This window comes from Nocardioides sp. B-3, from assembly GCF_024703895.1.
Classification (GTDB): domain Bacteria; phylum Actinomycetota; class Actinomycetes; order Propionibacteriales; family Nocardioidaceae; genus Nocardioides.
Window position 1 is genome coordinate 3045330 of the sequence record NZ_CP087968.1, and the last position, 24806, is coordinate 3070135.

At 70.5% G+C, this 24806-nt stretch carries 23 protein-coding genes, 1 tRNA gene and 7 pseudogenes; 21 read left to right on the plus strand and 10 right to left on the minus strand.

Annotated elements, in window-relative coordinates:
- Positions 1–111: 111 nt before the first annotated feature.
- From LP418_RS20310 to LP418_RS20325, 4 genes and pseudogenes are all read left to right on the plus strand, one after another.
- Positions 112–1101 (plus strand): serine hydrolase domain-containing protein, encoded by a 990-nt coding sequence (locus tag LP418_RS20310; protein WP_257953425.1) that lies wholly within the window; start codon positions 112–114, stop codon positions 1099–1101.
- Positions 1102–1207: 106 nt separating this feature from the next.
- Positions 1208–2176 (plus strand): annotated as a pseudogene (locus tag LP418_RS20315) (zinc-binding dehydrogenase).
- A gap of 144 nt (positions 2177–2320) precedes the next feature.
- On the plus strand, positions 2321–2671 hold the full coding sequence (locus tag LP418_RS20320; protein ID WP_257957125.1) for an SDR family NAD(P)-dependent oxidoreductase: 351 nt from the start codon (positions 2321–2323) through the stop codon (positions 2669–2671).
- Positions 2668–2868: a hypothetical protein gene (locus tag LP418_RS20325; RefSeq protein WP_257953426.1), complete on the plus strand. Its 201-nt coding sequence runs from the start codon at positions 2668–2670 to the stop codon at positions 2866–2868. Before LP418_RS20320 ends, LP418_RS20325 begins: the two co-directional genes overlap by 4 nt.
- On the opposite strand, the gene LP418_RS20330 is transcribed toward LP418_RS20325, so the two are convergent.
- Positions 2831–3610, minus strand: coding sequence for a TetR family transcriptional regulator (locus LP418_RS20330; protein ID WP_257953427.1), 780 nt, complete (start codon positions 3608–3610; stop codon positions 2831–2833). The two genes, LP418_RS20325 and LP418_RS20330, sit on opposite strands and share 38 nt — an antisense overlap.
- Before the next feature lie 42 nt (positions 3611–3652).
- On the opposite strand from LP418_RS20330, the gene LP418_RS20335 reads away from it, so the two are divergent.
- The 3 genes from LP418_RS20335 to LP418_RS20345 all read left to right on the plus strand — a co-directional run bounded on the left by LP418_RS20335 (position 3653) and on the right by LP418_RS20345 (position 6158).
- Positions 3653–3919 (plus strand): hypothetical protein, encoded by a 267-nt coding sequence (locus LP418_RS20335; RefSeq protein ID WP_257953428.1) that lies wholly within the window; start codon positions 3653–3655, stop codon positions 3917–3919.
- A 198-nt stretch (positions 3920–4117) separates the two neighbouring features.
- Positions 4118–5881: a fatty acid desaturase gene (locus LP418_RS20340; RefSeq protein WP_257953429.1), complete on the plus strand. Its 1764-nt coding sequence runs from the start codon at positions 4118–4120 to the stop codon at positions 5879–5881.
- 10 nt (positions 5882–5891) lie between these two features.
- A complete protein-coding gene (locus LP418_RS20345) occupies positions 5892–6158 on the plus strand; it encodes a hypothetical protein (RefSeq protein ID WP_257953430.1) in 267 nt (88 codons plus the stop codon).
- 5 nt (positions 6159–6163) lie between these two features.
- Here the strand turns inward: LP418_RS20345 and LP418_RS20350 are convergent, their stop codons facing one another.
- The 7 genes and pseudogenes from LP418_RS20350 to LP418_RS20385 all read right to left on the minus strand — a co-directional run bounded on the left by LP418_RS20350 (position 6164) and on the right by LP418_RS20385 (position 10140).
- Positions 6164–6340, minus strand: coding sequence for a DUF6104 family protein (locus LP418_RS20350; protein WP_257953431.1), 177 nt, complete (start codon positions 6338–6340; stop codon positions 6164–6166).
- A 6-nt stretch (positions 6341–6346) separates the two neighbouring features.
- Positions 6347–6760 carry a hypothetical protein gene (locus tag LP418_RS20355; protein WP_257957126.1) on the minus strand — a complete coding sequence of 138 codons (414 nt, stop codon included), beginning with the start codon at positions 6758–6760 and terminating at the stop codon, positions 6347–6349.
- Positions 6741–7898 (minus strand): thiamine pyrophosphate-dependent enzyme, encoded by a 1158-nt coding sequence (locus LP418_RS20360; RefSeq protein WP_257953432.1) that lies wholly within the window; start codon positions 7896–7898, stop codon positions 6741–6743. The genes LP418_RS20355 and LP418_RS20360 overlap by 20 nt, the downstream gene beginning before the upstream one ends.
- Positions 7852–8100, minus strand: a complete 249-nt coding sequence (locus LP418_RS20365; RefSeq protein WP_336275775.1) for a thiamine pyrophosphate-dependent enzyme — start codon at positions 8098–8100, stop codon at positions 7852–7854. The genes LP418_RS20360 and LP418_RS20365 overlap by 47 nt, the downstream gene beginning before the upstream one ends.
- A pseudogene (gene kgd, locus LP418_RS20370) lies at positions 8090–8728 on the minus strand (multifunctional oxoglutarate decarboxylase/oxoglutarate dehydrogenase thiamine pyrophosphate-binding subunit/dihydrolipoyllysine-residue succinyltransferase subunit); the annotation flags it as partial. The pseudogene kgd and the gene LP418_RS20365, both read right to left, overlap by 11 nt.
- Positions 8729–9231: 503 nt before the next feature.
- Positions 9232–9360, minus strand: a pseudogene (locus LP418_RS34000) (2-oxo acid dehydrogenase subunit E2); the annotation flags it as partial.
- Between the two features lie 183 nt (positions 9361–9543).
- Positions 9544–10140 carry a 2-oxoglutarate dehydrogenase E1 subunit family protein gene (locus LP418_RS20385; RefSeq protein WP_257957279.1) on the minus strand — a complete coding sequence of 199 codons (597 nt, stop codon included), beginning with the start codon at positions 10138–10140 and terminating at the stop codon, positions 9544–9546.
- 302 nt (positions 10141–10442) lie between these two features.
- Here LP418_RS20385 and LP418_RS20390 point away from each other — a divergent pair, with 302 nt between their 5' ends.
- Positions 10443–10946, plus strand: a complete 504-nt coding sequence (locus tag LP418_RS20390) for a hypothetical protein (RefSeq protein ID WP_257953435.1) — start codon at positions 10443–10445, stop codon at positions 10944–10946.
- The gene (locus LP418_RS20395; RefSeq protein ID WP_257953436.1) at positions 10946–11863 is read left to right on the plus strand and encodes an LCP family protein; all 918 of its coding nucleotides are present in this window, start codon (positions 10946–10948) and stop codon (positions 11861–11863) included. The genes LP418_RS20390 and LP418_RS20395 overlap by 1 nt, the downstream gene beginning before the upstream one ends.
- 9 nt (positions 11864–11872) lie before the next feature.
- On the opposite strand, the gene LP418_RS20400 is transcribed toward LP418_RS20395, so the two are convergent.
- Together LP418_RS20400 and LP418_RS20405 are read right to left on the minus strand one after the other, a co-directional pair.
- Positions 11873–13264: a hypothetical protein gene (locus tag LP418_RS20400; RefSeq protein ID WP_257953437.1), complete on the minus strand. Its 1392-nt coding sequence runs from the start codon at positions 13262–13264 to the stop codon at positions 11873–11875.
- Between the two features lie 171 nt (positions 13265–13435).
- Positions 13436–13509, minus strand: a tRNA-Arg gene (locus LP418_RS20405).
- 85 nt (positions 13510–13594) lie between these two features.
- On the opposite strand from LP418_RS20405, the gene argS reads away from it, so the two are divergent.
- The 12 genes and pseudogenes from argS (at position 13595) to prmC (ending at position 24794) form a co-directional block, all read left to right on the plus strand.
- On the plus strand, positions 13595–15253 hold the full coding sequence (gene argS, locus LP418_RS20410; RefSeq protein ID WP_257953438.1) for an arginine--tRNA ligase: 1659 nt from the start codon (positions 13595–13597) through the stop codon (positions 15251–15253).
- A 3-nt stretch (positions 15254–15256) separates the two neighbouring features.
- Positions 15257–16659 (plus strand): annotated as a pseudogene (gene lysA / locus LP418_RS20415) (diaminopimelate decarboxylase).
- A pseudogene (locus LP418_RS31260) lies at positions 16659–17951 on the plus strand (homoserine dehydrogenase). Before lysA ends, LP418_RS31260 begins: the two co-directional pseudogenes overlap by 1 nt.
- Positions 17948–19027: pseudogene (gene thrC / locus LP418_RS20425) on the plus strand (threonine synthase). The pseudogenes LP418_RS31260 and thrC overlap by 4 nt, the downstream one beginning before the upstream one ends.
- Before the next feature lie 3 nt (positions 19028–19030).
- Positions 19031–20095, plus strand: coding sequence for a homoserine kinase (locus tag LP418_RS20430; protein ID WP_257953440.1), 1065 nt, complete (start codon positions 19031–19033; stop codon positions 20093–20095).
- Positions 20088–20405, plus strand: coding sequence for a Rho termination factor N-terminal domain-containing protein (locus LP418_RS20435; protein WP_257953441.1), 318 nt, complete (start codon positions 20088–20090; stop codon positions 20403–20405). The genes LP418_RS20430 and LP418_RS20435 overlap by 8 nt, the downstream gene beginning before the upstream one ends.
- 28 nt (positions 20406–20433) lie before the next feature.
- Positions 20434–20853: a hypothetical protein gene (locus LP418_RS20440; RefSeq protein WP_257953442.1), complete on the plus strand. Its 420-nt coding sequence runs from the start codon at positions 20434–20436 to the stop codon at positions 20851–20853.
- Positions 20854–20902: 49 nt separating this feature from the next.
- The gene (gene rho, locus LP418_RS20445; RefSeq protein ID WP_257953443.1) at positions 20903–22090 is read left to right on the plus strand and encodes a transcription termination factor Rho; all 1188 of its coding nucleotides are present in this window, start codon (positions 20903–20905) and stop codon (positions 22088–22090) included.
- A 56-nt stretch (positions 22091–22146) separates the two neighbouring features.
- Positions 22147–22431 (plus strand): response regulator transcription factor, encoded by a 285-nt coding sequence (locus tag LP418_RS20450; protein ID WP_257953444.1) that lies wholly within the window; start codon positions 22147–22149, stop codon positions 22429–22431.
- Positions 22432–22526: 95 nt separating this feature from the next.
- Positions 22527–22772 (plus strand): 50S ribosomal protein L31, encoded by a 246-nt coding sequence (rpmE, locus tag LP418_RS20455; RefSeq protein ID WP_257953445.1) that lies wholly within the window; start codon positions 22527–22529, stop codon positions 22770–22772.
- Between the two features lie 90 nt (positions 22773–22862).
- A pseudogene (gene prfA / locus LP418_RS20460) lies at positions 22863–23937 on the plus strand (peptide chain release factor 1).
- Positions 23934–24794, plus strand: a complete 861-nt coding sequence (gene prmC / locus LP418_RS20465) for a peptide chain release factor N(5)-glutamine methyltransferase (RefSeq protein ID WP_257953446.1) — start codon at positions 23934–23936, stop codon at positions 24792–24794. The pseudogene prfA and the gene prmC overlap by 4 nt, the downstream one beginning before the upstream one ends.
- Positions 24795–24806: the final 12 nt, after the last annotated feature.

Here is a 24806-nt window from a genome sequence, read left to right on the forward strand (position 1 = left end):
CCTCGCGGAGGACCTGATCATCCCGTCGCCGTTCGATCCGCGGGTCCCCGGCGCCGTACGCGAAGCCGTGGCCGAGGCCGCGCGTCGCGACGGGGTCGCGCGCCGCTGAACGTGTCGATCGTCGAGGCCGAGCTCGAGCGGGGCGTACGCCGCCGTGCCGGCCTCGTCATCGGCGTGCTCCGCGACGGCCTGCCGACGGTGCGCGGACGGGCCGCCGACGGCGGCGTCCTCGACGGCCAGTCCATCTTCGAGATCGGCTCGATCACCAAGACCTTCACGTCGCTGCTGCTGGCCGACGGAGTTGTCCGTGGCGACTGGTCGCTGGCCACGCCCGTGCGCGACCTCCTTCCGGCGGGCACCCGTGTCCCGTCCCGCGACGGCGTCGAGATCACGCTCGAACACCTCGCCACGCACACCTCCGGGCTGCCCGGTGCCGCCGTCCCGGTGGTGCGCGGTTCGGTGGAGATGCTCCGCGGCCGCGATCCCTACGCCCGCCTCACCACCGACGATCTGCTGCTCGTCCTCTCCCGTTCGCAGCTGAAGCGGACGCCGGGCACCCCGGCGGTGCACTACTCCAACCTCGGGGTCGGCGTGCTCGGTCAGGCGATGGCGCACGCGAGCGGGACGCCGTACGCCGATCTGCTGGCCACCCGCGTCCTGCGCCCGCTCGGGCTGGCGGACACGGCGACCCACGCACGGCTCGATCCGGTCCAGCGGTCGCGACTGGTGCCCGGGCACCGTGGTCGTGGCAGGCCGGCCGCCGCCCGGCCGCTCGAGGGGATGCCGGCCGCAGGCGCGCTGCGGTCCACGGCGGACGACATGCTGCGCTACCCGGCGGCGCAGCTGGACCCCGACCAGTCGCCACTCGGCGAGGCGATCCGGCTGACGCACGTGCTCCGCGAGGACAAGTTGCTGACCGTCGGCCCGGGCTGGATGCGGATCGACAAGCCGCGCATGCTGTGGTGGCACAATGGCGGTACGGGCGGCTATCGCTCGTTCGTCGGGTTCCGCCCCGATCGGCGCGACGCCGTCGTGGTGCTGTCGAACCAGTCGCGCGGCGTGGATCTCGTCGGGCTGCGGGTGCTGAAGTCGCTGGACTGAGGCTGACAGGGGCGGCAACTTGCGCCGACTCGGCGTGCAACTTGCGCCGACTCGGCAGGTGGTTGGCGCCGACTCGGCGGATCCGGCCCCCGATAGGGTCGGAGCCATGTTCGCCGTGTACGCCGATGCCTTCTCCTCCGACGACCCGCTGTCCGGCCTCGTGGTCGGCGAGCGGCCCGACCCGACGCCGCCGCCGGGCTGGACGACCGTCACCGTCAAGGCCGCGAGCCTCAACCACCACGACCTGTGGTCGTTGCGCGGGGTCGGCCTGAAGCAGGAGAGCCTGCCGATGATCTCGGGCTGCGACGCGGCCGGGCTCGACGAGGACGGCAACGAGGTCGTCGTGCACGCGGTGATCAGCGACCCAGACTGGTCCGGCGACGAGACCTTCGACCCGAAGCGTTCGCTGCTCTCCGAGCGGCACCGGGGCACGTTCGCCGACAAGGTGATCGTGCCGCGGGTCAACGTCATCCCCAAGCCTGCCTCGATGAGCTTCGAGGAGGCCGCGTGCCTGCCGACGGCGTGGCTGACGGCCTACCGCATGCTCTTCACCCGGGGGTGGCCTCAAGGCCGGCGACACGGTCCTCGTGCAGGGAGCCGGTGGGGGAGTCGCCACGGCGCTGATCACCCCGGCGCGCGCCGGCGGCCTCAAGGTGCTGGCCACCAGCCGCGACGAGCACAAGCGCGCCCGCGCCCTCGAGATCGGTGCGCACGAGGTCTTCGAGTCGGGCGCCCGGCTGCCCGTCAAGGTCGACGCCGCGATGGAGACCGTGGGTCGCGCGACGTGGTCGCACTCGATCCGCTCACTGCGCCCCGGCGGCAAGATCGTCATCAGTGGCACCACGAGCGGCCCCAACCTCGACGACGCCGAGCTGACCCGGATCTTCTTCCTGCAGCTGCAGGTGATCGGCTCCACCATGGGCACCCGCGGTGAGCTGGCGTCCCCCGGTCAACCTGCTCGGCGCGTCCGGCAGCAGGCCGCTGATCGACCGGGTGCTGCCGATGGAGCAGGCCCGCGACGTTCGCCGCGATGGAGAAGGGCGACGTCTTCGGCAAGATCGTGCTGACCCGATGAGCACCCACGTCCTGACCGGAGCCACGTCCGGCATCGGTGCAGTCCTCGCGCGTGCCCCGGCCGAGCGCGGCGACCGCCTCGTGCTGCTCGCCCGCAACGACTCGAGATGCCGCGGCCCCGGCGACGGACTTCCCGCAGGCGCAGGTGCTCGTCGCCGACCTCGCCGACCCGGGCACCCTCAACGGGATCGGCCGCCGGGTCGACGGCCCGGTCGATTCGCTGCTGCACGTGGCGGGCGTCGTCGAGCTCGCTCCGGTCTCCCGGTTGCGGCTCCAGCACTTCGAGGAGCAGCTGGCCGTCAACCTGACGTCACCGGCCGTACTGACGCGCGAGCTCCTCCCGCACCTGCGCGATGGCCGAGGGATCGTGCTGTTCGTGAACTCGTCGGCCGGCCTGTCGGCGAGCGCCGAGTGGTCGGCGTACGCCGCGTCCAAGTTCGGGCTGCGCGCTGGCCGACGCTGCGCGCCGAGGAGATCGAGCATGGCGTCCGCGTGACCACCGTCTATCCGAGCCGCACCGCCACGGCGATGCAGGAGAAGGTGCACGAGCAGGAGGGGCAGACCTACGACGCGTCGAGGTGGATCACGCCGGAGACGGTGGTCTCGACGGTGCTGCACGTGCTCGACCTGCCCGCCGACGCGACCATCCCCGACGTCACCGTCCGTCCGGTCGTGCCGCGTCCCAGCCGCTAGCGCCGGGACCTAGCGGCGCGACTTCCAGTTCAGGGCGCCCACCATCAGCATCCGCAGCTGGGTGCGGGTCTCGACCCGGGATCCGGGCCTCCGCCTCCGGCGCCTCGATCAGCCGCTCGGCCGTCGTCACCACGAAGGAGACGATCAGGTCGGCGAGCAGGTTGAGGTGCTCGCTCGAGAAGGCAGCGCTGTCGGGGAGCCGGGCGACGTCGGTGGCCAGCTCGCGGGTGATCAGCTCGATCTCGTGCCGGATGGCGTCGCGCACGCGCGGCGGCCCGGCGGTGCGCTCCCGAGCGATGAACGCGTAGTGCACCCGGTGCGCCCGGACGTGGTCGGCGAGCACCGGTAGCGAGCCGTCGATGTAGTCGCGGAACTCGGGGGAGCGGAGCCAGACCTCGCGCAGCAGCCCGCGCAACGACTCGAAGCTCTCGTCGACCGGGGCCAGTCCCGGGGACTCGACGGAGTCGAAGTGCCGGTAGAACGCGGTCGGCACGATCCCGACCTCCTTGGCGACTCGGCGCAGCGAGATCGCCACGAGGCTGGTGCCCTCGGTCAGCTCGAGGGCGGCGTCCGGATCGCGCGTCGGGTGCGCTCCTTGCGCTCCACGCGGGTCTCGGTCACCTCGCTCGCTCCGGCCATGCCCGCGATCGTAGACCAGCCGATTGAGTGCACGTGTGTTCACGAGGTGGTGTGGATCACGCGCGCCCGCGTTGACCACGAGCGCGCATCCCGCCAGACTCATCAGTGAACATATGTTCACTCAAACTTTGGAAGGAGAGCCCCGATGGCACTCGTCACGACTCTCTTGAGGTCCCGTGTCGCGGCCGCGCTGGCCTCGCCGCACGGCGTCGACCACTACCTCGAGCAGCTCAACCCGATGTGGGCGGCCACCGACGTGCGAGCGCGTGTCGTCGCCGTACACCGTGAGACCGAGACGCCCGGCGCGTGCGTCGCGACCGTCACCCTGCAGCCGACCAGCACTGGCGCGGGCACCGTGCCGGGCAGTACGTCCAGGTCGGCGTCGAGCTGCCGGGCAGCGCGCGCCGGCTGACGCGGTGCTTCTCCATCTCGTCCGCGGCGTCGCTGCCGGGGGAGCAGATCACCCTGACGATCCGCGCCCACGACGAGGGCCAGGTCAGCAAGTTCTCGGTCCACGAGGCGCGACCCGGGCAGATGGTGCACCTGAGCCGGAGCCGAGGGCGACTTCACGCTGCACGAGAGCGCGGCAACCCCGACCAACAACCGGCTGGTGTTCATCACGGGCGGGTCGGGCATCACGCCCGCCATGTCCATCGTCCGCACGCTGTTGCGCGACGGCTACGACGGCCGGGCCAACCGCAAGGTCACGTTCCTGCACTTCGCGCGCAGCGAGGCCGACCAGATCTACGGTGCCGAGCTGGCCGAGATCGCCGCGGCCGACAACCACGTCGACGTCCATCTGCGGTACGGCGACCAGCTGTTCAGCGAGTTCGAGCTGCGTCGGCTTGTGCCGGACCACCGCGACACCGACACCCGGGTCTGTGGCCCGGGTGGGTTGGTCGATCTCGTCCGCGACGCCTACGACGGCTCGGACCGGCTCCGCGTCGAGTTCTTCAAGCCGCCGACCGTCTCCACCGGCACTGCCGAGGGCGAGGTCAGCTTCACCCGCTCGGGCCAGCACGCGGCCAACGACGGCGCCTCGCTGCTCGAGCAGGCCGAGGCCCCCGGGCCTGAAGCCGGAGTTCGGCTGCCGGATGGGCATCTGCTTCTCCTGCACTGCCACCAAGACAGACGGCACCGTCCGCAACATCTTGACGGGCGAGGAATCCTCCCTGCCCGACGAAGACATCCGCATCTGCGTGAGCGCGCCCGTCGGCGACTGCTCCGTGGACCTCTGAAGGGAAGTCGCATGACCACCAAGACGAAGACCCTGACCCGCGACGAGCTCGACGAGTTCGGCCGCGAGCTCGACGCCATCCGCCAGCGCGTGATCGCCGATCTCGGCGAGGAGGACGCGGCGTACATCCGCGGCGTCGTCAAGCGCCAGCAGCAGTTCGAGGTCGTGGGACGCGCGTTGTTCTACGTCCCGCCGGCCCGGCCGCTCGCGGTCGCGTCGCTGGCCGTCTCCAAGATCCCGGAGAACATGGAGATCGGCCACAACGTGATGCACGGGCAGTACGACTGGCTGGGTGACCCCAAGCTCAACTCCCGCATCTACGACTGGGACAACGTCTGCCCGGGCGAGCAGTGGAAGTACAGCCACAACTACATCCATCACACGTTCACCAACGTGCTCGGCAAGGACCACGACATCGGCTACGGCATCCTCCGCATGGACAAGGACCAGCCCCGGCACCCCTACTACCTCGGCAACCCGGTCTACGCGCTGGCGTTGATGCTGTTCTTCGAGTGGGGCGTGGCGATGCACGACCTCGAGGTCGAGAACCTCGTCAAGGGCACCCGTGAGTGGGAGCAGAACAAGTCGCTGCACGCGGGCATCATGCGCAAGGTCAAGCGTCAGGCCCTCAAGGACTACCTCCTGTTCCCGGCCCTGACCGGACCGCTGTTCCCGCTGACGCTGGCCGGCAACGCCACCGCCAACCTGATCCGCAACATCTGGGCCTTCAACATCATCTTCTGCGGTCACTTCCCCGCCGGTGTCGCGACCTTCACCGAGGACGAGTGCCTCGACGTCGAGGGGCCCAACGGGCCCGAGGAGTCGCGCGGACACTGGTACTACCGACAGCTGCTCGGCTCCGCGAACATCTCCGGCTCCAAGCTCATGCACCTGATGAGCGGCAACCTGAGCCACCAGATCGAGCACCACCTGTTCCCCGACCTGCCGGCGCGCCGCTACCCCGAGATCGCCGTCGAGGTCCGGGAGATCTGTGAGCGCTACGACCTGCCGTACAACACCGGACCGCTGCACAAGCAGCTGTTCAGCGTCGCCAGCAAGATCTGCCGGATGGCGCTGCCGGACCGCACGTCGTCTCAGGAGACGACGCCGGTTGCCGAGCCAGCCGTCGCGGCGTGACACTGGCTCCATGACGAGGCTGAGCAAGACCGAGATCCGCAAGGACGCTGTCCAGGGACACCGTCGCTGCCGCCGCCACGACCGTCGGTCAGGTCACGACGATCATCACGGGGGCAGTCAAGGACGTCGCGGGCTCCATCGGCGGCCTCGCCACCGAGATCTTCGAGATCCGGGAGTCGGCCAAGAAGGCGCTGGACGACGAGGCCTGACGTCTCAGGACGTCATACGCCGCTCGGACGTCATACGTGCGTCGACCCATGGGTGGACGCACGTATGACGTTGTCAGTCGTCGGGGTCGTCGGATCGTGCCAGCCGGGTGGCGAAGCGCTCGATCGGCGTCTCGAACTCGGGGAACGTGTCGACGAAGACCTGCAGCTCCTCGGCCAACCACGCCGGGGTGACCTCTTCGTCACCCCGGCGCTTGACGAGCTCCTCGAGCCCTCGGTCCGTGAAGTACATCGAGCCTCAGTAGTCGCCGGCCGGCTTCGCGGCGGGTACGGCGAACGCCGCGTCGAGCAGTGACTTCTGCTCCTCCGCGTGGCGCTTGATCGTGCCCACCGACGGCGAGGCGGACTCGGGCCGGGTGACGGGCTCGACGGTGAGGTCGAGACCGGGCCACACGTTGAGCTGGTAGTGCGGCCACGGGCCCATGTTGGCGGGCTCGTCCTGCACCCAGCGCACGGCCTTGAGGTTCGGGTACTTGGAGATCTCGGCGACGATCTCGTCGGCCGGTCGCGGGTAGAGCCGCTCCACGCGACCGATGGCGAAGGTCTCGCCGTTGTCGCGCTTGGCCCGCTCCACCGCCGGGTCCCGGGTGACGCGGCCCGAGCAGAGCAGCAGCGTCTCGACCTTGGCGGGGTCAGCCGTGTCGTCGCCGATGAAGGGACGGAACGTCGTGTCGCCGGTGAAGTCCTCGGGCTGCGAGGCGGCTTCCCTTGCGCTTGAGCATCGACTTGGGCGTGAACACGATCAGCGGACGGTGCTCCTCACCCGTGGGAGTGCTGGCGCAGCAGGTGGAAGTAGGACGCGGGCGTCGAGGGCTGCGCAACCACCATGGCGTCCTCCGCACACATGGTGAGGAAGCGCTCGATGCGGGCCGACGAGTGGTCGGGACCCCGGCCCTCGTAGCCGTGGGGAGCAGCAGCACGACGCCGGACTGCTGGCGCCACTTGGTCTGACCGGCGGAGATGAACTCGTCGATCACCGTCTGGGCGCCGTTGACGAAGTCACCGAACTGCGCCTCCCACAGGACCGGGGCGTCGGGACGGGCCACGGAGTAGCCGTACTCGAAGCCGAGGGCGGCGTACTCGGAGAGCAGCGAGTCGTAGACGTGGAACTTGGCCCGGTCCTCGGTGAGGTGGGTCAGCGGCGTCCACTCGTCTGCGTTGGTGCGGTCGATGATGGTCGCGAACCGCGAGACGAACGTGCCGCGGCGCGAGTCCCGGCCGGCCGGGCGGACCGGGCGACCGTCCATCAGCAGCGAGCCGAACGCCGGGATCTCGCCGGTGCCCCAGTCGATCGGGCCACTGGTGATCGCGGTCGAGCGACGCTGCAGCTGCGGCATCACCTTCGGGTGGACGGTGAAGCCCTCCGGCGGGGTGACGTAGGCGTCGGCGATCCGCTTGAGCACCTCGGGCCCGACGGCGGTGGTGAACTCGCCCGCCGGCTTGTCGGGGTAGTCCGGGACGGTGGTCCACTCGGAGACCGTGTCGTTGCTGGCCTCGCGGACCTCGGTGAAGACCCGCTCCAGCTGCAGCTGGTAGTCCTTGAGGACCTGCTCGGCCTCCTCGACGGTGATGTCGCCACGGCCGATCAGGGACTCGGTGTAGAGCTTGCGAACCGACCGCTTCTGCTCGATCAGGTCGTACATGAGGGGCTGCGTGTACGACGGGTCGTCACCCTCGTTGTGTCCGCGGCGGCGGTAGCAGACGAGATCGATGACGACGTCCTTGTTGAAGGCCCGGCGGTACTCAGAACGCGAGCCGGGCGACGCGGATGCACGCCTCCGGGTCGTCACCGTTGACGTGGAAGATCGGTGCCCGGACCATCCGTGCCACGTCGGTGCAGTAGAGCGACGAGCGCGACGAACCGGGGGACGTGGTGAAGCCGACTCGGTTGTTGACGACGACGTGGATCGTGCCGCCGGTGCGGTAGCCCGCGCAGCTGCGACAGGTTGAGCGTCTCGGCGACGACACCTCGGCCGGCGAACGCCGCGTCACCGTGGACGAGCAGCGGCAGCACCGGGTAGTCGGCGCCCTTGTTGAGCACGTCCTGCTTGGCGCGGGCGATGCCCTCGAGCACCGGGTCGACGGCCTCGAGGTGGGACGGGTTGGCAGCGACGGACACCTTGATCGTGTCGCCGAGCCCGGACAGGAAGATGCCCTCTGCCCCGAGGTGGTACTTCACGTCGCCCGAGCCCCTGGGACCGTGCGCGGGTCGATGTTGCCCTCGAACTCGCGGAAGATCTGGCTGTACTTCTTGCCGACGATGTTGGCCAGCACGTTGAGCCGACCACGGTGCGCCATACCGATCGTGACCTCGTCGAGGCCCGCCTCGGCGGCCGCCTCGCAGATCTCGTCGAGCACCGGGATCGTGGTCTCGCCACCCTCGAGGCTGAACCGCTTCTGGCCGACGAATTTCGTCTGCAGGAAGGTCTCGAACGCCTCGGCCCTGGTTGAGCTTGAGCAGGATCCGGAGCTGCTCCTCGCGGGGCGGCTTGGTGTGCGGTTGCTCGACGCGCTGCTGGACCCATCGGCGCTGCTCGGGATCCATGATGTGCATGTACTCGATGCCGACCGTGCGGCAGTAGGAGTCGCGAAGGATGCCCAGCACGCTGCGCAGCTTCATGAAGCTGCGAGCGCCACCAGAACTCACCGGTCGCGAACTCGCGGTCGAGGTCCCACAGGGTCAGGCCGTGCTCCTCGACCTCGAGGTCGGGGTGGCTGCGCTGCTTGTACTCCAGCGGGTCGGTGTCGGCCATCAGGTGGCCGCGCACGCGGTAGGCGTGGATCAGCTCGAGGATCCGGGCCTGCTTGCTGACGTCGTCGTCGTGACTGGCGGAGACGTCCCGGGCCCAGCGGATGGGCTCGTAGGGGATCCGCAGGGCGCGGAAGATCTCGTCGTAGAAGCCGCCGTCGCCGAGCAGCAGCTGGTGCACGGCACGGAGGAACTCGCCGGACTGTGCGCCCCGGATGACGCGGTGGTCGTAGGTGGACGTCATCGTCATGATGCGCGAGACGGCGTTGCGGGTCAGGGTCTCCTCGGAGGCACCCCCGGGACTCCGGCGGGTAGTCCATCGAGCCGACACCGATGATCGCGGCTCGGCCCTGCATCAGCCGTGGCACCGAGTTGTTGGTGCCCGGGCCACCGACGTTGGTCAGGCTGACGGTCGTGCCGGAGTAGTCCTCCATCGTCAGCTTGTTGTCCTTGGCCTTGCGCACGATCTCTTCGTACGCCGTCCAGAACTGTGCGAAGTCCATGGACTCGCAGCCCTTGATGGAGGGAGCCACGAGCTGACGAGTGCCGTCGGCCTTGGTCTGGTCGATCGCCGGAGCCGAGGTTGATGTGCGCCGGCGTCACCATGGTCGGCTTGCCGTCGGTCTCGGCGAAGGTGTTGTTCATCGCCGGCTGCGTCTTGATCGCCTTGACGATGGCGTAGCCGATCAGGTGCGTGAAGGAGACCTTGCCGCCCCGCGCGCTTGAGGTGGTTGTTGATGACGATGCGGTTGTCCCAGAGCAGCTTGACCGGGATGTTGCGCACGCTCGTCGCGGTGGGCACCGAGAGCGAGATGTCCATGTTCTTCGCCGTGGCGGCGGGGATGCCGCGCAGCACGGTGTAGGTCGGCTCGTCCCCTGGTCTCCGCAGGCGCGGCCGGCTTGGGGTCCTTCGCGACCGGCGTCGTGGTGCCCGCGGCGGGCTCGGCGGCAGCGGCGGTGGGCCGCGGCTTGGCCTGCGCGGCCGGAGCCGGCGCGGCAGCAGCGGCGGGGGCCGCAGCGGTGGGGGCCGCAGGGGTTGCCGGGGCGGCCGCCTTGGCAGGAGCGGGTGCGGGAGTGGCTGCCGGAGCGGCCGCGGGCGTGCCGGCGGCGCTCGCCGAGGGCTTGCCGTTGGCCGAGAAGTAGGCGGCCCATTCAGCCGTGACACTGCCCGGATCCGCGGCATACTGCTCGCGCATCTCGTCCACGAGCCACTCGTTGGCTCCCGGGTCGGAGGACGGGGCAACGGACGTGTTGCCGGACTGATCGGTGGGGGACTGCGGCACGGCTTGCTTCGCCTCTTCCGGATGGCAGATGTGTGTATGTGCGATCGGTTGTCAAGGCTAGTCCCACACGCGCACAAATGCAGGGCGGGTCCACGTGTTTGGGGCAAGGTGTCATCAGCGCCACACGCGCCACCAGCAACACATGCGCCCCACTGGAGAATGAATGCGTACTGCCTTCCCGGGTCACCCCCCGCGGGCCCGGGGCCCGGCCGGCATCCTGATGCTCGGCCTCGCCCTCGTCTTCTCGTGCACCACCCTCTCCGGCTGCAGCCCGGACTCTGCCACCGGACCTTCGCGTTCGGGTGGCGCGACGGCCCGTCACGTCGGCGTCACGACTCCGGCACGACGGGGACGGTCCCACCGCGCTGGCCACGTCCGCCGACATCGGCCGGATCATCGGGCGGCTTCCCGGCAGCCGGCGCAAGGCCGTGCGCAAGGAGGTCACCGCCGTCGTCGACCGCTGGTGGGAGGCCGCCTACCTGTCCGGGGCCGGTCAGGCGACCGACCCGGCACGGGCGTTCCCCGGGTTCACACCGGGAGCCCGCAAGCGGGCGACCTTCGACCGCGCGCTGATGACCAACGCCGATCTCGACACCGACACGATCTCCCCGCTGATGCGCAAGGTGCGACTCGACCTGCTCGCGGTCAACCAGCGTGCCCGCTCCGTGACGGCCCGCTTCGACCTCCGCGTCCGCACCACCGGTGAGCGCAACCGCCGGCTCCGGGTGCGTGGCCGGCTGTTCCTGACCCGCAAGGCCGACGGCTGGCGGGTCTTCGGCTACGACGTCTCGAAGGGATGGCTGTGATGACCGGGAGGAGTGGCGGTCTCACCCGCTCCCTGCGCACCGGCGTGCTCGCGCTCGTGCTGGCCGCGGCCGCGTTCGTCGTACCCAACTCGAGTGTGCAGCCCACGGACGTCGAGCTCGTGCGGATCAAGCGCGCCGGCGGGGTGTCGGTGGGGCCCGACGTGATCTGGATCCCGGCCGTCGGGTCGGACGCGCGGCCGGGACAGGACATGCTGCGCAGTCGTGGTGACGCGCTGCAGCTGATCGGCATCAACACCGGGACCGACTCGGCGACCGCCATCGGGGTGCCGCGCGACTCGTGGGTCTCGATCCCGGGGCACGGCATGAACAAGATCAACGCCGCGCTCTACTTCGAGGGGCCGAAGGGCATGGCCGGCGCCATGGCCAACCTCACCGGCATCTCGGCTGACTACGTGATGGTGACCGGGTTCCCGTTCTTCGAGGACATGGTCGACGACATCGGTGGCATCGAGGTGCGCAACCCACGGCGCTTCTACGACCCCTTCCTGAAGAAGGAGGGGTTCAAGGCCGGGCGCATCCACCTCGGCGGCTACGACGCGATGGCCTTCTCCCGCATCCGCAAGTCGTTGCCCGGAGGTGACTTCGACCGCTCCGCCAACCAGCAGCGGACCCTGCGCGGCATCCACGCCCGCATCCGTGCGCAGGCCGACCGGCCCGGTTTCATCGAGCGCGGCGTGATGACGGTGCTCAAGCACATGTCGACCAACGTCGGCCCCGCCGAGCTCTACGAGCTCGCCCGGGCGGTCGCCCGGGTCGAGCCGGGCCGGATCACCACCTGCGTGATCCGGGGCCGGATCGGCGCCACCGCCGGTCAGAGCGTCGTCTTCCCCGACGTGGCGCAGGCCCGGCGGCTGGGCAACGCCGCCGGGGCCGACGCCACGTTGAGGGGTTGCTGACGGGCTTCCTCAGCGCGGGTAGATGTGCCCGTCCGCGAGCCCGAGGTCGAGGACGACCGCGTTGGCGAACAGCTGCACGCGCAGGCCGATCGACTTGGCGCCGTAGCGACTGTTCTTGACGAGCTGGCGCTGGATCAGCCCGGCACCGTTGGGCAGCTCGACGGTCTGGCCCGGCTCGGGTACGGCGACGGGCTGGCCACGGAAGGTGATCGAGCCGATGCTCGAGGTGACCGTCGACCTGACCGGCTTGTTCTCCTTGCCGCGCATCTTGACTCCGGCTGAAGATGTCGTTGATCTCCGGGCCGACCGCCGGCACCGAGGTGTTGGCGATGCGGACCGACGAGAAGCCCTTGGCGAGGTCCTTCCTCGCGTGCTGGCTGCCGCGGTGGGCGTAGGTGACGCCGTTGACGCGGGCCACGAGCCCGAGCAGGACGCCGGCCGTGGGGACCGTGAAGGTCTTGGTCTGGCCCGGGGTGCCCTCGCAGGGGATCGACTTGTGCTGGACGTTGCCGAAGTGCAGCGCGCTCTGCAGGGCCTGCAGGTCCAGGGGCGGTGCCACCCGCGCGGAAGACGCCGGCCGGGGTGGGGGCGCCGATGCGGGCGTTGGCCGAGCCGATCTCGAGCAGCTGGCGCGAGCCGCCGGCGTCGACCACGATCTCGAGCGCCATCGCCTCCGACGTCGCCTTCTTGCTGGTGGCCGTGCCACGCACCTTGCCCAGCGATCGAGCCGAGGCCCGGAATCTGGATCGGTGCGGTGGCCGACTGGAGGACCTTGAAGATCTCGTTGGCGACCTCGTTGGTGCCCTCGAAGACCGTGTCGGTCACCCGGTTGAGGGGCTCGAGCAACGCCTCGAGCGGCGTGCCCTGCAGGGGAGTGCCCTCGAGCAGCTCGAGCTTGATGCTCGCGAAGTCGAAGGCCTCCGCATGGCCGAAGCCCTGCGGGGTGTGGAAGGCGTTGGCGCTCGTGGTGAGGCCCTCGATCACCAGCGACGGAGTCTTCACGTCGCCGACGACGCCACCGATGCGGATGTCGCCGACGGTGTTGACCCCGCGGACCCCGTGGGTGTCGCCCTCCTTGTAGGTGTCCGTCCGGCTCCGGCTCGCCGCGATGTTGATCAGCGGGTTGTCGGGAACGCTGAGGACCGACGTCTCCTCCGCGGCCCGGCCGATGGCGCGGGTGCAGCGCAGCTGGGCGTGCGCGTCCTTGAGGTTGAACGCCTCGACGTTGTCGGTGACGAGCTTGACGCCGTAGACGTCGGCCCGGAAGCCGAAGTTGGTCAGCGTCGGTGCGGTGCGCTCGCCCGGAGCGGCGTTCGCGGGGGCGAGGCCGCCGGCTACCAACGACGTGGCGGCCAGCGAGGCCGCCGGGGACAGGGCGAGACCCGGGATCAATTTGCTCACGGTGAGTGCTCCAAGTGGTGTCGACGCGTAGTGATCCACGGCCGCGCACACACGCCCCCGTGGTAACTCAGTGTTACACCATGGTGCCCCATGTACACCCGAATGCGAGAACACGTTCTCGTGATGGGACGGACGCGGAAGATGGACACGCGTCGGGCAGTGAGAAGGAAGCGCCTCCGGCAGGATTCGAGACCTGCGGCACCCGGTACCGGAAACCGGTGCTCTATCCCCTGAGCTACGGAGGCTAGGGCGAAGCAGACCCTACAACCCCGTTCGTCCCAGCGTGAAACCGGTTCGGGTGGTGGGGTCCGGCGCCGATAGGCTGGGTCGGTGACCCCGGACCAGCTCTCCTCGACCATTGTCGCCGTCCTCGAAGCCCTCGTGGCCGACGGCTCCCTGACGCTTCCCGACGGTGTCCCGACGACGGTCACGGTGGAGCGCCCGCGCCAGCAGGGTCACGGCGACTACGCCACCAACGTCGCCCTCCAGCTCGCCAAGCTGGCCGGCACCAACCCGCGCGCCCTCGCCGAGCTGGTCGCCAAGAAGCTCTCCGACGACGCCGCGATCAGCGACGTGGAGGTCGCCGGGCCGGGTTTCTTGAACATCACCGTCGAGGCGGGTGCCCGGGGGCAGGTCGCCGCTGACGTGGTCGCTGCGGGTGCGGCGTACGGCGCTTCCGACGCCTTCGCAGGCGAGAAGATCAACCTCGAGTTCGTCTCCGCCAACCCGACCGGTCCGCTCCACCTCGGTGGGGTGCGCTGGGCGGCAGTGGGTGACGCGCTCGGCCGGATCTTCACCCTGACGGGAGCTGAGGTCACCCGGGAGTACTACTTCAACGACCACGGTGCGCAGCTCGACCGCTTCAGCGCCTCGCTGATGGCGTGGGCCAAGGGCCTGCCGGTGCCGGAGGACGGCTACGGCGGCGCCTACATCGAGGAGATCGCCAAGGACGTCATCGCCAAGCGCCCCGACGTGCTCGACCTGCCCGAGGCCGAGGCGCAGGAGGTGTTCCGGGCCGAGGGCGTCGAGCTGATGTTCGCCGAGATCAAGCAGTCGCTGCACGACTTCGGGGTGGACTTCGACGTCTACTTCCACGAGGACAACCTGCACAAGAGCGGGGCCGTGGAGCGGGCGATCGCCCGGCTCACCGAGCTCGGCAACACCTACGAGGCCGACGGCGCCCTGTGGTTGCGCACCGAGAAGTTCGGTGACGACAAGGACCGGGTCATCATCCGGTCCAACGGTGCGGCCGCCTACCTCTCCGGCGACTCGGCCTACTACCTCGACAAGCGCGAACGCGGCTTCGACCGCTGCTTCATCATGCTCGGCGCCGACCACCACGGCTACGTCGGCCGGATGAACGCCATGTGCGCGGCCTTCGGCGACGAGCCGGGCAAGAACCTCGAGATCCTGATCGGCCAGATGGTCAACCTGCTCCGCGACGGCCAGCCGATGCGGATGTCCAAGCGGGCCGGCACCGTCGTCACCATCGACGACCTCGTCGGCGCGATCGGCGTGGACGCCAGCCGCTATGCGATGGCGCGCTACCACACCGACTCGCCCATCGACATCGACCTTGACCTGTGGTCGAAGGCGACCAACGACAACCCCGTCTACACCGTTCAGTACGCCCACGCCCGGGTGGCGAGCCTGCTGCGCAACGCGGCCGACCTCGGCGTGGAGGCGGTCTCGCACCCCGAGCTGCTCACGCACGAGAAGGAGGGCGAGCTGCTCCGCGCCCTCGCCGAGTTCCCGCGGGTGGTCAAGGCGTCGGCCGAGCTGCGCGAGCCGCACCGGGTCGCGCGCTACCTCGAGGAGCTGGCGGGCACCTACCACCGGTTCTACGACGTCTGCCGGGTGCTGCCGCGCGCGGCGACGAGGAGACGGGCGACCTGCACCGCGCCCGGTTGGTGCTCGTCCGGGCGACACGGACGGTGCTGGCAGAACGGTCTCGGCCTGCTCGGTGTCTCCGCTCCCGAGCGGATGTGACGCGTGGCCACCTCACACCCGTCCGGCTGGGCGCACGCTGACGGTGCCTTCCGGGGCCCGTCCCGGCTGCGCGAGCCCAGCGACCCCAACGAGATCGTCCCGCTGCTCTGGTCGAGCACGGCCGCGAAGACCGACGGCGTGCTCAGCGTCGGCGGCGTCGCGCTGACCGACCCGGTCGCCCGGGAGGGGAGCCCGGCCTACGTCCCGGACGAGGCCGACTTCCGGGCCCGGGCGCGTGCCTTCAAGGAAGCGTTCGGCGCCTACGACGTCTTCTTCGCGGGCAAGTCCTTCCTGTCGACGACCACCGTGCGCTGGTTGGACGAGGAGGGCCTGCACCTCGACGTCTGTTCGGGCGGCGAGCTCACCGTCGCCGAGCGAGGCGGGTTTCCCCGATGGAGCGGATCGGCTTCCACGGCAACAACAAGAGCCGCGTCGAGCTGGTCCGCGCGGTCGGCCTCGGCGTCGGGCGGATCATCGTCGACTCGTTCCACGAGATCGAGCGCCCGGCCGGCATCGTCGCCGAGCTCGGTGCCACGGCCCGGGTGATGATCCGGGTGACCGCCGGGGTCGAGGCGCACACCCACGAATACATCGCCACCGCGCACGAGGACCAGAAGTTCGGCTTCTCCATCACCAGCGGTGACGCCTTCGATGCGGTACGCCGCGTGCACGACGCCGCAGGCCCGGATCTGCTCGGCCTGCACAGCCACATCGGCAGCCAGATCTTCGACTCGTCCGGCTTCGAGGTGGCGGCGCGCCGCGTGCTCGCACTGCACGCCCGCGTCAGCGAGGAGATCGGCGTCGAGATGCCGGAGATGGACCTCGGTGGCGGCTTCGGCATCGCCTACACGACCCGGGACGACCCGAGCGACCCCGCGCAGCTGGCCACCGAGATGTCCAAGATCGTCGAGCACGAGTGCAAGGCGCTCGGCATCACCGAGCCGCGGCTCAGCATCGAGCCCGGTCGCGCGATCGTCGGGCCGGCGATGTGCACGGTCTACACCGTGGGCACGGTCAAGGAGGTGGCGCTCGACGGCGGGGCAAGTCGCACCTATGTCTCCGTCGACGGCGGGATGAGCGACAACATCCGCACGGCGCTGTACGACGCCGACTACTCCGCCACGCTCGCGAGCCGCAGCTCCGCGGCGACGCCTACCCCGGCGCGCGTGGTGGGCAAGCACTGCGAGGCCGGCGACATCGTGGTCAAGGACGAGTTCCTGCCCGGCGACATCGCGCCCGGTGACCTCGTCGCTGTCCCCGGGACCGGCGCCTATTGCCGCTCGATGGCCTCCAACTACAACCATGCGCTGCGACCTCCGGTGATCAGTGTGCGGGACGGGAAGATTTCCGTCGTGCTGCGCAGGGAGACTGAAGACGACCTGTTGGCTACTGACGTGGGTGCGTGATGGAGAACAAGCGACTGAAGGTCGCCGTGCTGGGCTGTGGTTCGGTCGGTTCACAGGTGGTGCGGCTGCTCATGGAGCAGGCCGACGACCTGACGGCCCGGGTCGGGGCACCCGTCGAGCTGGTCGGGGTGGCGGTGCGCCGCCTCGACGCCCAGCGTGACGTCGACGTGCCCGCCGAGCTGCTCACGACCGACGCGGCCGGGCTCGTCGCCCGCGACGACGTCGACCCGGTGATCGAGGTGATCGGAGGCATCGAGCCCGCGCGGTCGCTGATCCTCAGTGCGCTGGGCAACGGCGCGAGCGTCGTCACCGCCAACAAGGCGCTGCTCGCCGAGGACGGCCCGACGCTCTTCGAGGCTGCGGCCAAGGCCGAGCGTGACCTCTACTACGAGGCCGCCGTGGCCGGCGCGATCCCGATCCTGCGTCCCCTGCGCGAGTCGCTCGCCGGCGACAAGGTCACCCGGGTGCTCGGCATCGTCAACGGCACCACCAACTTCATCCCGGACAAGATGGACTCCTCCGGCGCGGGGTTCTCCGAGGCGCTGGAGGAAGCCCGGACCCGGGCTACGCCGAGGCCGACCCGACCGCCGACGTCGAGGGCTTCGACGCGGCGGCCAAGGCCGCGATCCGGCGCCAGCCTCGCCTTCCACTCCCGGGTCACCGCCTCCGACGTCTACCGCGAGGGCATCTCCGAGGTGACGGCGGCCGACGTGCAGTCGGCCCGCGACATGGACTCGGTCGTCAAGCTGCTCGCGATCTGCGAGCTGCGAGACGACCAGTGGCCGTGCGCGTGCACCCCGCGATGATCCCGCGCAGCCACCCGCTGGCGAGCGTGCGTGGCGCCTACAACGCGGTCTTCGTCGAGTCCGAGGCCGCCGGCCAGCTGATGTTCTACGGCCCCGGTGCCGGCGGTTCGCCGACGGCCAGTGCCGTGCTCGGTGACCTCGTCACGGTCGCGCGCAACCGGCTCAGCAACACTCGGGGCGCCGGCGAGTCGGCGTACGCCGATCGGGCGGTGCTGCCGATGGGGGAGACCCGCACCCGCTACCACGTGGCCCTCGATGTCGACGACAGGTCGGGCGTGCTCGCCGCCGTCGCCAACGCGTTCGCGGACAACGACGTCTCGATCCAGACCGTGCGCCGGGGAAGGTCGCGGTGCCGACGCCCAGCTCGTCGTGGTCAGTCACGCGGCGACCGACGCGGCGCTGAGCAAGACCGTCGAGCATCTGCGCGGCATGGACGCCGTGCGCGCCGTCACCTCGGTGATGCGCGTCGAAGGAGGAGACGAATGAGCACCACCGTGACCAGTGGCCAGTGGCGCGGGGTGATCGAGGAATATCGCGACCTCCTCGACATCCCCGAGGGCCTCGAGGCGGTCACGCTCCGCGAGGGCGGCACCCCGCTGGTGCACTCCGACTGGCTCTCCGGGCTGACGGGAGCCGAGGTGTGGCTCAAGGTCGAGGCCAACAACCCGACCGGCTCGTTCAAGGATCGCGGCATGACCGCGGCCATCTCGCTCGCGAAGCACGAGGGTGCCGAGGCCGTGGTGTGCGCCTCGACCGGCAACACGTCGGCCTCGATGGCGGCCTACGCCGCCAAGGCCGGCCTCAAGCCGCTGGTGCTGATCCCCGAGGGCAAGATCGCCGCCGGCAAGATGGCGCAGGCCGTCGTGCACGGCGCGCAGATCATCATGGTGCGCGGCAACTTCGACCACTGCCTCGACATCGCGCGGACTGGCCGGGGGACTACCCCGTGGCGCTGGTCAACTCCGTCAACCCGGTGCGACTCCGGGGCCAGAAGACGGCGTCCTTCGAGATCTGCGACTTCCTCGGTGACGCCCCCGACTTCCACCTGCTGCCCGTCGGCAACGCCGGCAACATCGCCGCCTACTGGATGGGCTACCAGCAGTACGCCGCACTCGGCCGTTCGTCCCGTCTGCCCGTCATGCGGGGATTCCGAGCCGAGGGTGCGGCGCCGCTGGTGACCGGCGAGCCGTTCCCCGACCCGGAGACCAAGGCCACCGCGATCCGCGTCGGCAACCCGGCGTCGTGGCACCTCGCGGAGATGGCGGCCAAGGAGTCCGAGGGCCGTTTCGCCTCGGTGACCGACGAGCAGATCCCCGGCTGCCCGGGCCGAGCTGGCCCGACGCGACGGCGTCTTCGTCGAGCCGGCCTCCGCGGCCGGTGTCGCGGGTCTCCTCAAGGAGCTCGCGGGGGGCGACACCTATGCCGGGAAGACGGTGGCGATCACCGTCACCGGCCACGGGCTCAAGGACACCGCGACCGCGCTCGAGTCCTACACCGACATCGTCGACACCGTCGTCGATGCCGACGTGGTGGCAGCTGCCGCCGCGGCCGGTCTCGCCTGACCGATGGCGACCTTCGTCAACGGCCCGGTGCGGGTCAGTGTCCCGGCCACGTCGGCCAACCTCGGTCCCGGCTTCGACTCGCTCGGCCTCGCCCTGTCGTTGCGTGACACGCTCGAGGCGGAGGTCACCGACGGTGGCCTGCGGATCGAGGTCTCCGGCGCGGGGGCCGACGACGTGCCGCGCGACGAGACGCACCTCGTGGTGCGGTCGATGCGCGCCGCCTTCGCCGCCATGGACGCCGAGCCCGCCGGGCTCGTCCTGCGCTGCGCCAACGTGATCCCGCACGGGCGCGGCCTCGGCTCGTCCTCCGCCGCCATCGTGGGCGGGGTCTCGCTGGCCCGCGCCCTCGTCGCCGGCGGGCAGCTGCTGCTCGACGACGACGCGCTGTTCCGCCTCGCGGCCGACATCGAGGGGCACCCCGACAACGTGGCTCCCGCCTTCTACGGCGGGTTCGTGATCTCCGGGCGCGAGGGCGATGAGTGGTACGCCGTCGCCGCCGGTGTCGATCCGCGCGTCAGCACCGTCGTCTTCGTGCCGTCGACGCCGGTCGAGACCAAGGTCGCGCGCGGCCTGCTGCCCGAGGTCGTGCCGCACGCCGACGCCGCGGCCAACAGCGGGCGCGCCGCCCTGCTCGTGGCCGCCCTCGCGGGCCGCCCCGAGCACCTGCTCGCTGCCACGCGCGACTACCTGCACCGGGGAGCAGCGGGAGCCGGCCATGCCCGAGTCCCCGGCCCTCGTGCACGCTGCTGCGCCCGACGGGATCGCGGCCGTGATCAGCGGAGCCGGCCCCACGGTGCTGGCCTTCACGGACAGCTACGGCGACGACCTGACCACGCGCGCCCCTGCCGGGTGGGCCTGTCACGTGCTCGACATCGAGCGCGCCGGCGTGGTCGTCGGGGACTGACACGGACGCGTGTCCCCCCGGTGTTAGCATCACGCTGCGCCGTAGATCGGCTGCCTCTCCACTCCTCCGGCCATCTGGTTGCCGGAGTTCTTGTCCTGATGACACGCGCCGCCCACCTTCGTGGCAGCGGCGGCGCCACAACTGAGTTGGACTCACGTGACTGAATCAACCGACGCTCCCGCTGCAACGCCTGCCAAGAAGAAGAGCGGTGGCCTCAGCTCCATGCTCCCGGCCGACCTCAAGTCGATGGCCGGTGGCCCGGGTGTCTCCGGCGCCGGCTCGATGAAGAAGGCCCAGCTCGTGGAGGCGATCAAGGCCGCCCGGGTTGGGTCCTCCGCCCGGGTTGGGTCTTCCGCCCGGAGCCGGTTCTTCCACCCGGGCCGGCTCGTCCGCCGCTGCCCCTGCCAGTGCTCCCGCCAGCGCTCCGACGGTCACGACCGGGACGCGTACGCCGCGGACCGCCCCGACGAGTGACGCTGCGCCCTCGCCCGAGGAGGCGAAGGTGGAGCCCCGGGCCGAGCGTGCGGCGGAGAAGGTCGAGCCCACCGCCGAGCCCGGGGCGGAGAAGGAGAAGAAGTCCGACGAGCAGCCCGCCGTCGAGCAGACCAACCGCCAGCGGACCCGCAACCGGCAGGGCAACCAGCAGGGCAACCAGCAGGCCCCCCGGGACAAGCCGGAGCAGAAGTCCGAGCAGAAGTCCGAGCAGAAGCAGGGCCAGCCGGAGAAGCAGTCCGAGAAGCAGGGCAACCAGCAGGGCCAGAACCGGAACCAGCAGCAGGGCCAGCAGGCCAACCAGCAGCAGGGCCAGAAGGGCGACCAGCAAGGCCAGCAGGCCCAGCAGCAGGCCCAGCTCGACGACTACGACGACGACGAGCGAGGGCGGAAGCCGTCGCAACCGTCGCCGTCGCGGTCGCGACCGTGACCGCCGGGCCCCCCGCGTTCCCGGAGGCCGCAACGAGCCCGACACCACCGTGCTCGAGGACGACGTGCTGGTGCCGGCCGCCGGCATCCTCGACGTGCTCGACAACTACGCCTTCGTGCGCACCTCGGGCTACCTCCCCGGGACCGACGACGTCTACCTGTCGTTGTCGATGGTGCGGAAGTTCGGCCTGCGCCGCGGCGACGCCGTCGTCGGCCGGGTGCGCCAGCCCCGCGAGGGCGAGCGCAAGGAGAAGTTCAACCCGATGGTCCGCATCGACAGCGTCAACGGGACCGACCCCGAGGCCGCCCGTGAGCGCCCGGAGTTCGAGACCTTCACGCCGGTGCACCCGACCGAGCGCCTCCGCCTCGAGACCGATGCCGCCAACCTGACGGGGCGCGTCATCGACATCGCGGCCCCGATCGGCAAGGGCCAGCGCGGCCCGGTCGTCGCCCCGCCGAAGTCCGGTCGCACCACGCTGCTGCAGTCGGCGGCCCAGTCGATCTCACGCAACAACCCCGAGGTCCACCTCATGGTCGTGCTGCTCGACGCTCGCCCCGAGGAGGTCACCGACTTCCAGCGCGCCGTCAAGGGCGAGGTCATCGCCTCGACCTTCGACAGGGCAGCCAGCGACCACACCATGCTGGCCGAGCTCGCGATCGAGCGCGCCAAGCGACTGGTCGAGCTCGGCCACGACGTGGTCGTCCTGCTCGACTCGGTCACGAGCCCGGCCCGGGCCTACAACGTCTCGGCTCCCGCGACCGGACGCACCCCGGCCGGAGGCGTCGATGCCGGCGCCGTACACCCGCCCAAGCAGATCTTCGGCGCGGCCCGCAACGTCGAGGGCGGCGGCTCGCTGACCATCCCGGCGACGGTCGTCGTCGAGACCGGCTCGGCCACCGACGAGGTGATCTTCGAGGAGTTCGGCGGCACCGCCAACATGGAGCTGCGGCTGCGCCGCGAGCTGGCCGAGGCGCAGACCTTCCCCGCCGTGGACATCGTCGCGTCGGGCACCCGCCGAGGCGCTGCTGTCCAGCGAGCAGGAGGCCGGGATCGTCCAGTCGCTGCGTCGCAAGATGTCCTCGGACCCGATCGGCTCGGTCCGGGGGGTGCTCGACCAGCTCCGCAAGTCGCAGAACAACATCGAGTTCCTGACCAAGCAGCAGAAGCCCGGCGCGGCGCGCGGAAACTAGCCCGTGGCGCGCATCCTTGTCGCCGACGACGACGTCGACATCCGTGAGCTCGTCGCCTTCAAGCTGACGTCGCTCGGACACGACGTCGTCGCCGTCGGCGACGGTGCCGCCGCAGGTCGAGGCGTGCCGCGAGCAGCGGCCCGACCTCGCGGTGCTCGACGTCATGATGCCCGGCATGTCCGGTCTGGACGCGGTTCGGCTCCTTCGCGCCGAGGCGCACCCGGCCACCCTGCCGGTCATCCTGCTCACGGCTCGCGCGCAGGAGTCCGACGTCGAGACCGGCTTCGACTCCGGCGCCGACGACTACGTCACCAAGCCGTTCAGCCCGCGTGAGCTGGCCCACCGCGTGGCCGCCCTGCTCGCTCGGGAATCCACGGATTCGCCCTAGCGTTCAGACCGGTGGCACACTGTGCCGGTTCCGGTTCACGTCCTCCGCACCCAAGCGGCGACGACCCGGAGCATCGTTTGAAAGGACGACACCCCATGAAGAAGGACATCCACCCCGCTTACGTGGAGACGACCGTCACCTGCACCTGTGGCGCGAACTTCACGACCCGCAGCACCGCGACCTCCGGCGTGCTCAAGGCCGACGTCTGCTCGCAGTGCCACCCGTTCTACACCGGCAAGCAGAAGATCCTCGACACCGGCGGCCGCGTGGCCCGCTTCGAGGCCCGCTACGCCAAGAAGGCCGACAAGGCCGAGACGGCGGAGCCTGCCGAGAGCAAGTAGCTCCCTTCCAGCGCCGACCTCCCGCACTGCGGGCGGTCGGCGTTGTGCATTTCGCGCAAGCCTTTGTCGATCGACCATCTGAGGAGCACCGTGTTCGAGGCCGTAGAAGGGCTCGTCGCCGAGCATCGCGACATCGAGGGTCGCCTCGCGGAGCCGGAGACGCACGCCGACCAGCGCCCGGCCAAGAAGCTCAACCAGCGCTACGCCGAGCTGTCGGCGATCGTCACGACGTGGCGCCACTGGTTGCAGCTCGCCGACGACATCGAGGCGGCACGCGAGCTCGCGAGCGAGGATCCGGGCTTCGCCGCCGAGGCCGACCAGCTGAGCGCCGAGCGGGAGAAGGCCCAGGAGCGACTGCGCCACCTCCTCGTCCCGCGGGACGCGACGGACGCCAAGGACGCCATCCTCGAGGTGAAGTCGGGGGAGGGTGGCGAGGAGTCGGCCCTGTTCGCCGGCGACCTGCTGCGGATGTACACCCGGTTCGCCGAGCAGCGCGGGTGGTCCACCGAGATCATCGACGCCACCGAGTCCGACCCGGGCGGCTACAAGTCCGTCACCGTCGCGGTGAAGGCCAAGGGGATTGCGGAGCCGGGCGAGGCGCCGTACGCACTGCTCAAGTTCGAGGGCGGCGTGCACCGCGTGCAGCGCGTGCCGGTGACGGAGTCCCAAGGACGCGTCCACACCAGCGCCGCCGGCGTGCTGGTGATGCCCGAGGCCGAGGACATCGACGTCGAGGTCAACGACTCCGACCTGCGCATCGACGTCTACCGCTCGTCCGGCCCCGGCGGCCAGAGCGTCAACACCACCGACTCGGCCGTGCGCATCACGCACGTGCCCACGGGCATCGTCGCCAGCTGCCAGAACGAGAAGAGCCAGCTGCAGAACAAGGAGTCGGCGATGCGGATCCTGCGCGCCCGCCTGCTCGCGGCCGCCCGGGGAGGAGGCCGACGCCGAGGCCAGCGCCGCGCGCAAGAGCCAGATCCGCACGGTCGACCGCTCCGAGCGCATCCGCACCTACAACTACCCGGAGAACCGCATCTCCGACCACCGCACCGGCTACAAGGCCTACAACCTCGACACCGTCCTCGACGGCGAGCTCGGCCCGGTCCTGCAGTCGTGTGTCGAGGCCGACCTCGCCACGCGCCTCGAGGCGCTCGAGCAGTGACCGGCGTACGCCGCACGGTGGCCCCGGCAGCGGCCGCCGACCGGCTCCGGTCGGCCGGGGTCGCGAGCCCGGAGCACGACGCGGCCGAGCTGCTCGCCCACGTGCACGGGCTCGAGCGCAAGACCCTGTTCCGGGTCGACACGGTCGAGGGCGAGCCGGCCGACCGCTTCGACGCGCTGATCGAGCGACGGGCTGCCCGCGAACCGCTGCAGCACCTGACCGGTGCGGCCTTCTTCCGGCACGTCGAGCTGGCCGTCGGTCCGGGCGTCTTCGTGCCGCGGCCCGAGACCGAGCTGCTGGCCGGCTGGGCCGTCGAGCACGCGTCGGCCGTCCCGGCCGCCGGACGGACGCCGGTCGTCGTCGACCTCTGCACCGGCTCCGGTGCGATCGCCAAGGCCGTGACCGACGAGGTCCCGGACGCCGACGTGCACGCCGTGGAGCTGGACGAGTCGGCCCACGACTGGGCCGAGCGCAACCTCGCCGGTTCCGGGGTCGACCTGCGTCAGGGCGACATGGGTACGGCGTTCGACGACCTGCTCGGGACCGTGGACGTGGTCGTGTGCAACCCGCCGTACATCCCGCTGGAGGCCCGGGAGTCGGTGGCCGCCGAAGCGCGAGACCACGACCCGCACCCGGCCCTGTTCTCCGGGGACGACGGGCTCGACGCGATCCGCGTCCCGGCCGTGCGCGCAGCGCTGCTGCTCAGGCCCGGTGGAGTGGTCGGCGCCGAGCACGCGGACGTGCAGGGGGAGTCGGCACCGGCCGTCTTTGCGGCGACCGGTCGGTGGGTCGAGGTCGTCGACCACCGCGACCCGGCAGGTCGTCCGCGCTTCACGACGGCACGGCTGGCACGATAGGCGGGTGCAACG

Bases quoted from the DNA above. Each gene is read 5' to 3' on its own strand.
- LP418_RS20330 (WP_257953427.1), bottom strand. From the start codon at position 3,610: ATGAGTCTGGCGGGATGCGCGCTCGTGGTCAACGCGGGCGCGCGTGAT.
- LP418_RS20335 (WP_257953428.1), top strand. From the start codon at position 3,653: ATGGCACTCGTCACGACTCTCTTGAGGTCCCGTGTCGCGGCCGCGCTG.
- LP418_RS20345 (WP_257953430.1), top strand. From the start codon at position 5,892: ATGACGAGGCTGAGCAAGACCGAGATCCGCAAGGACGCTGTCCAGGGA.
- LP418_RS20350 (WP_257953431.1), bottom strand. From the start codon at position 6,340: ATGTACTTCACGGACCGAGGGCTCGAGGAGCTCGTCAAGCGCCGGGGT.
- LP418_RS20395 (WP_257953436.1), top strand. From the start codon at position 10,946: ATGACCGGGAGGAGTGGCGGTCTCACCCGCTCCCTGCGCACCGGCGTG.
- LP418_RS20430 (WP_257953440.1), top strand. From the start codon at position 19,031: ATGGCGACCTTCGTCAACGGCCCGGTGCGGGTCAGTGTCCCGGCCACG.
- rpmE (WP_257953445.1), top strand. From the start codon at position 22,527: ATGAAGAAGGACATCCACCCCGCTTACGTGGAGACGACCGTCACCTGC.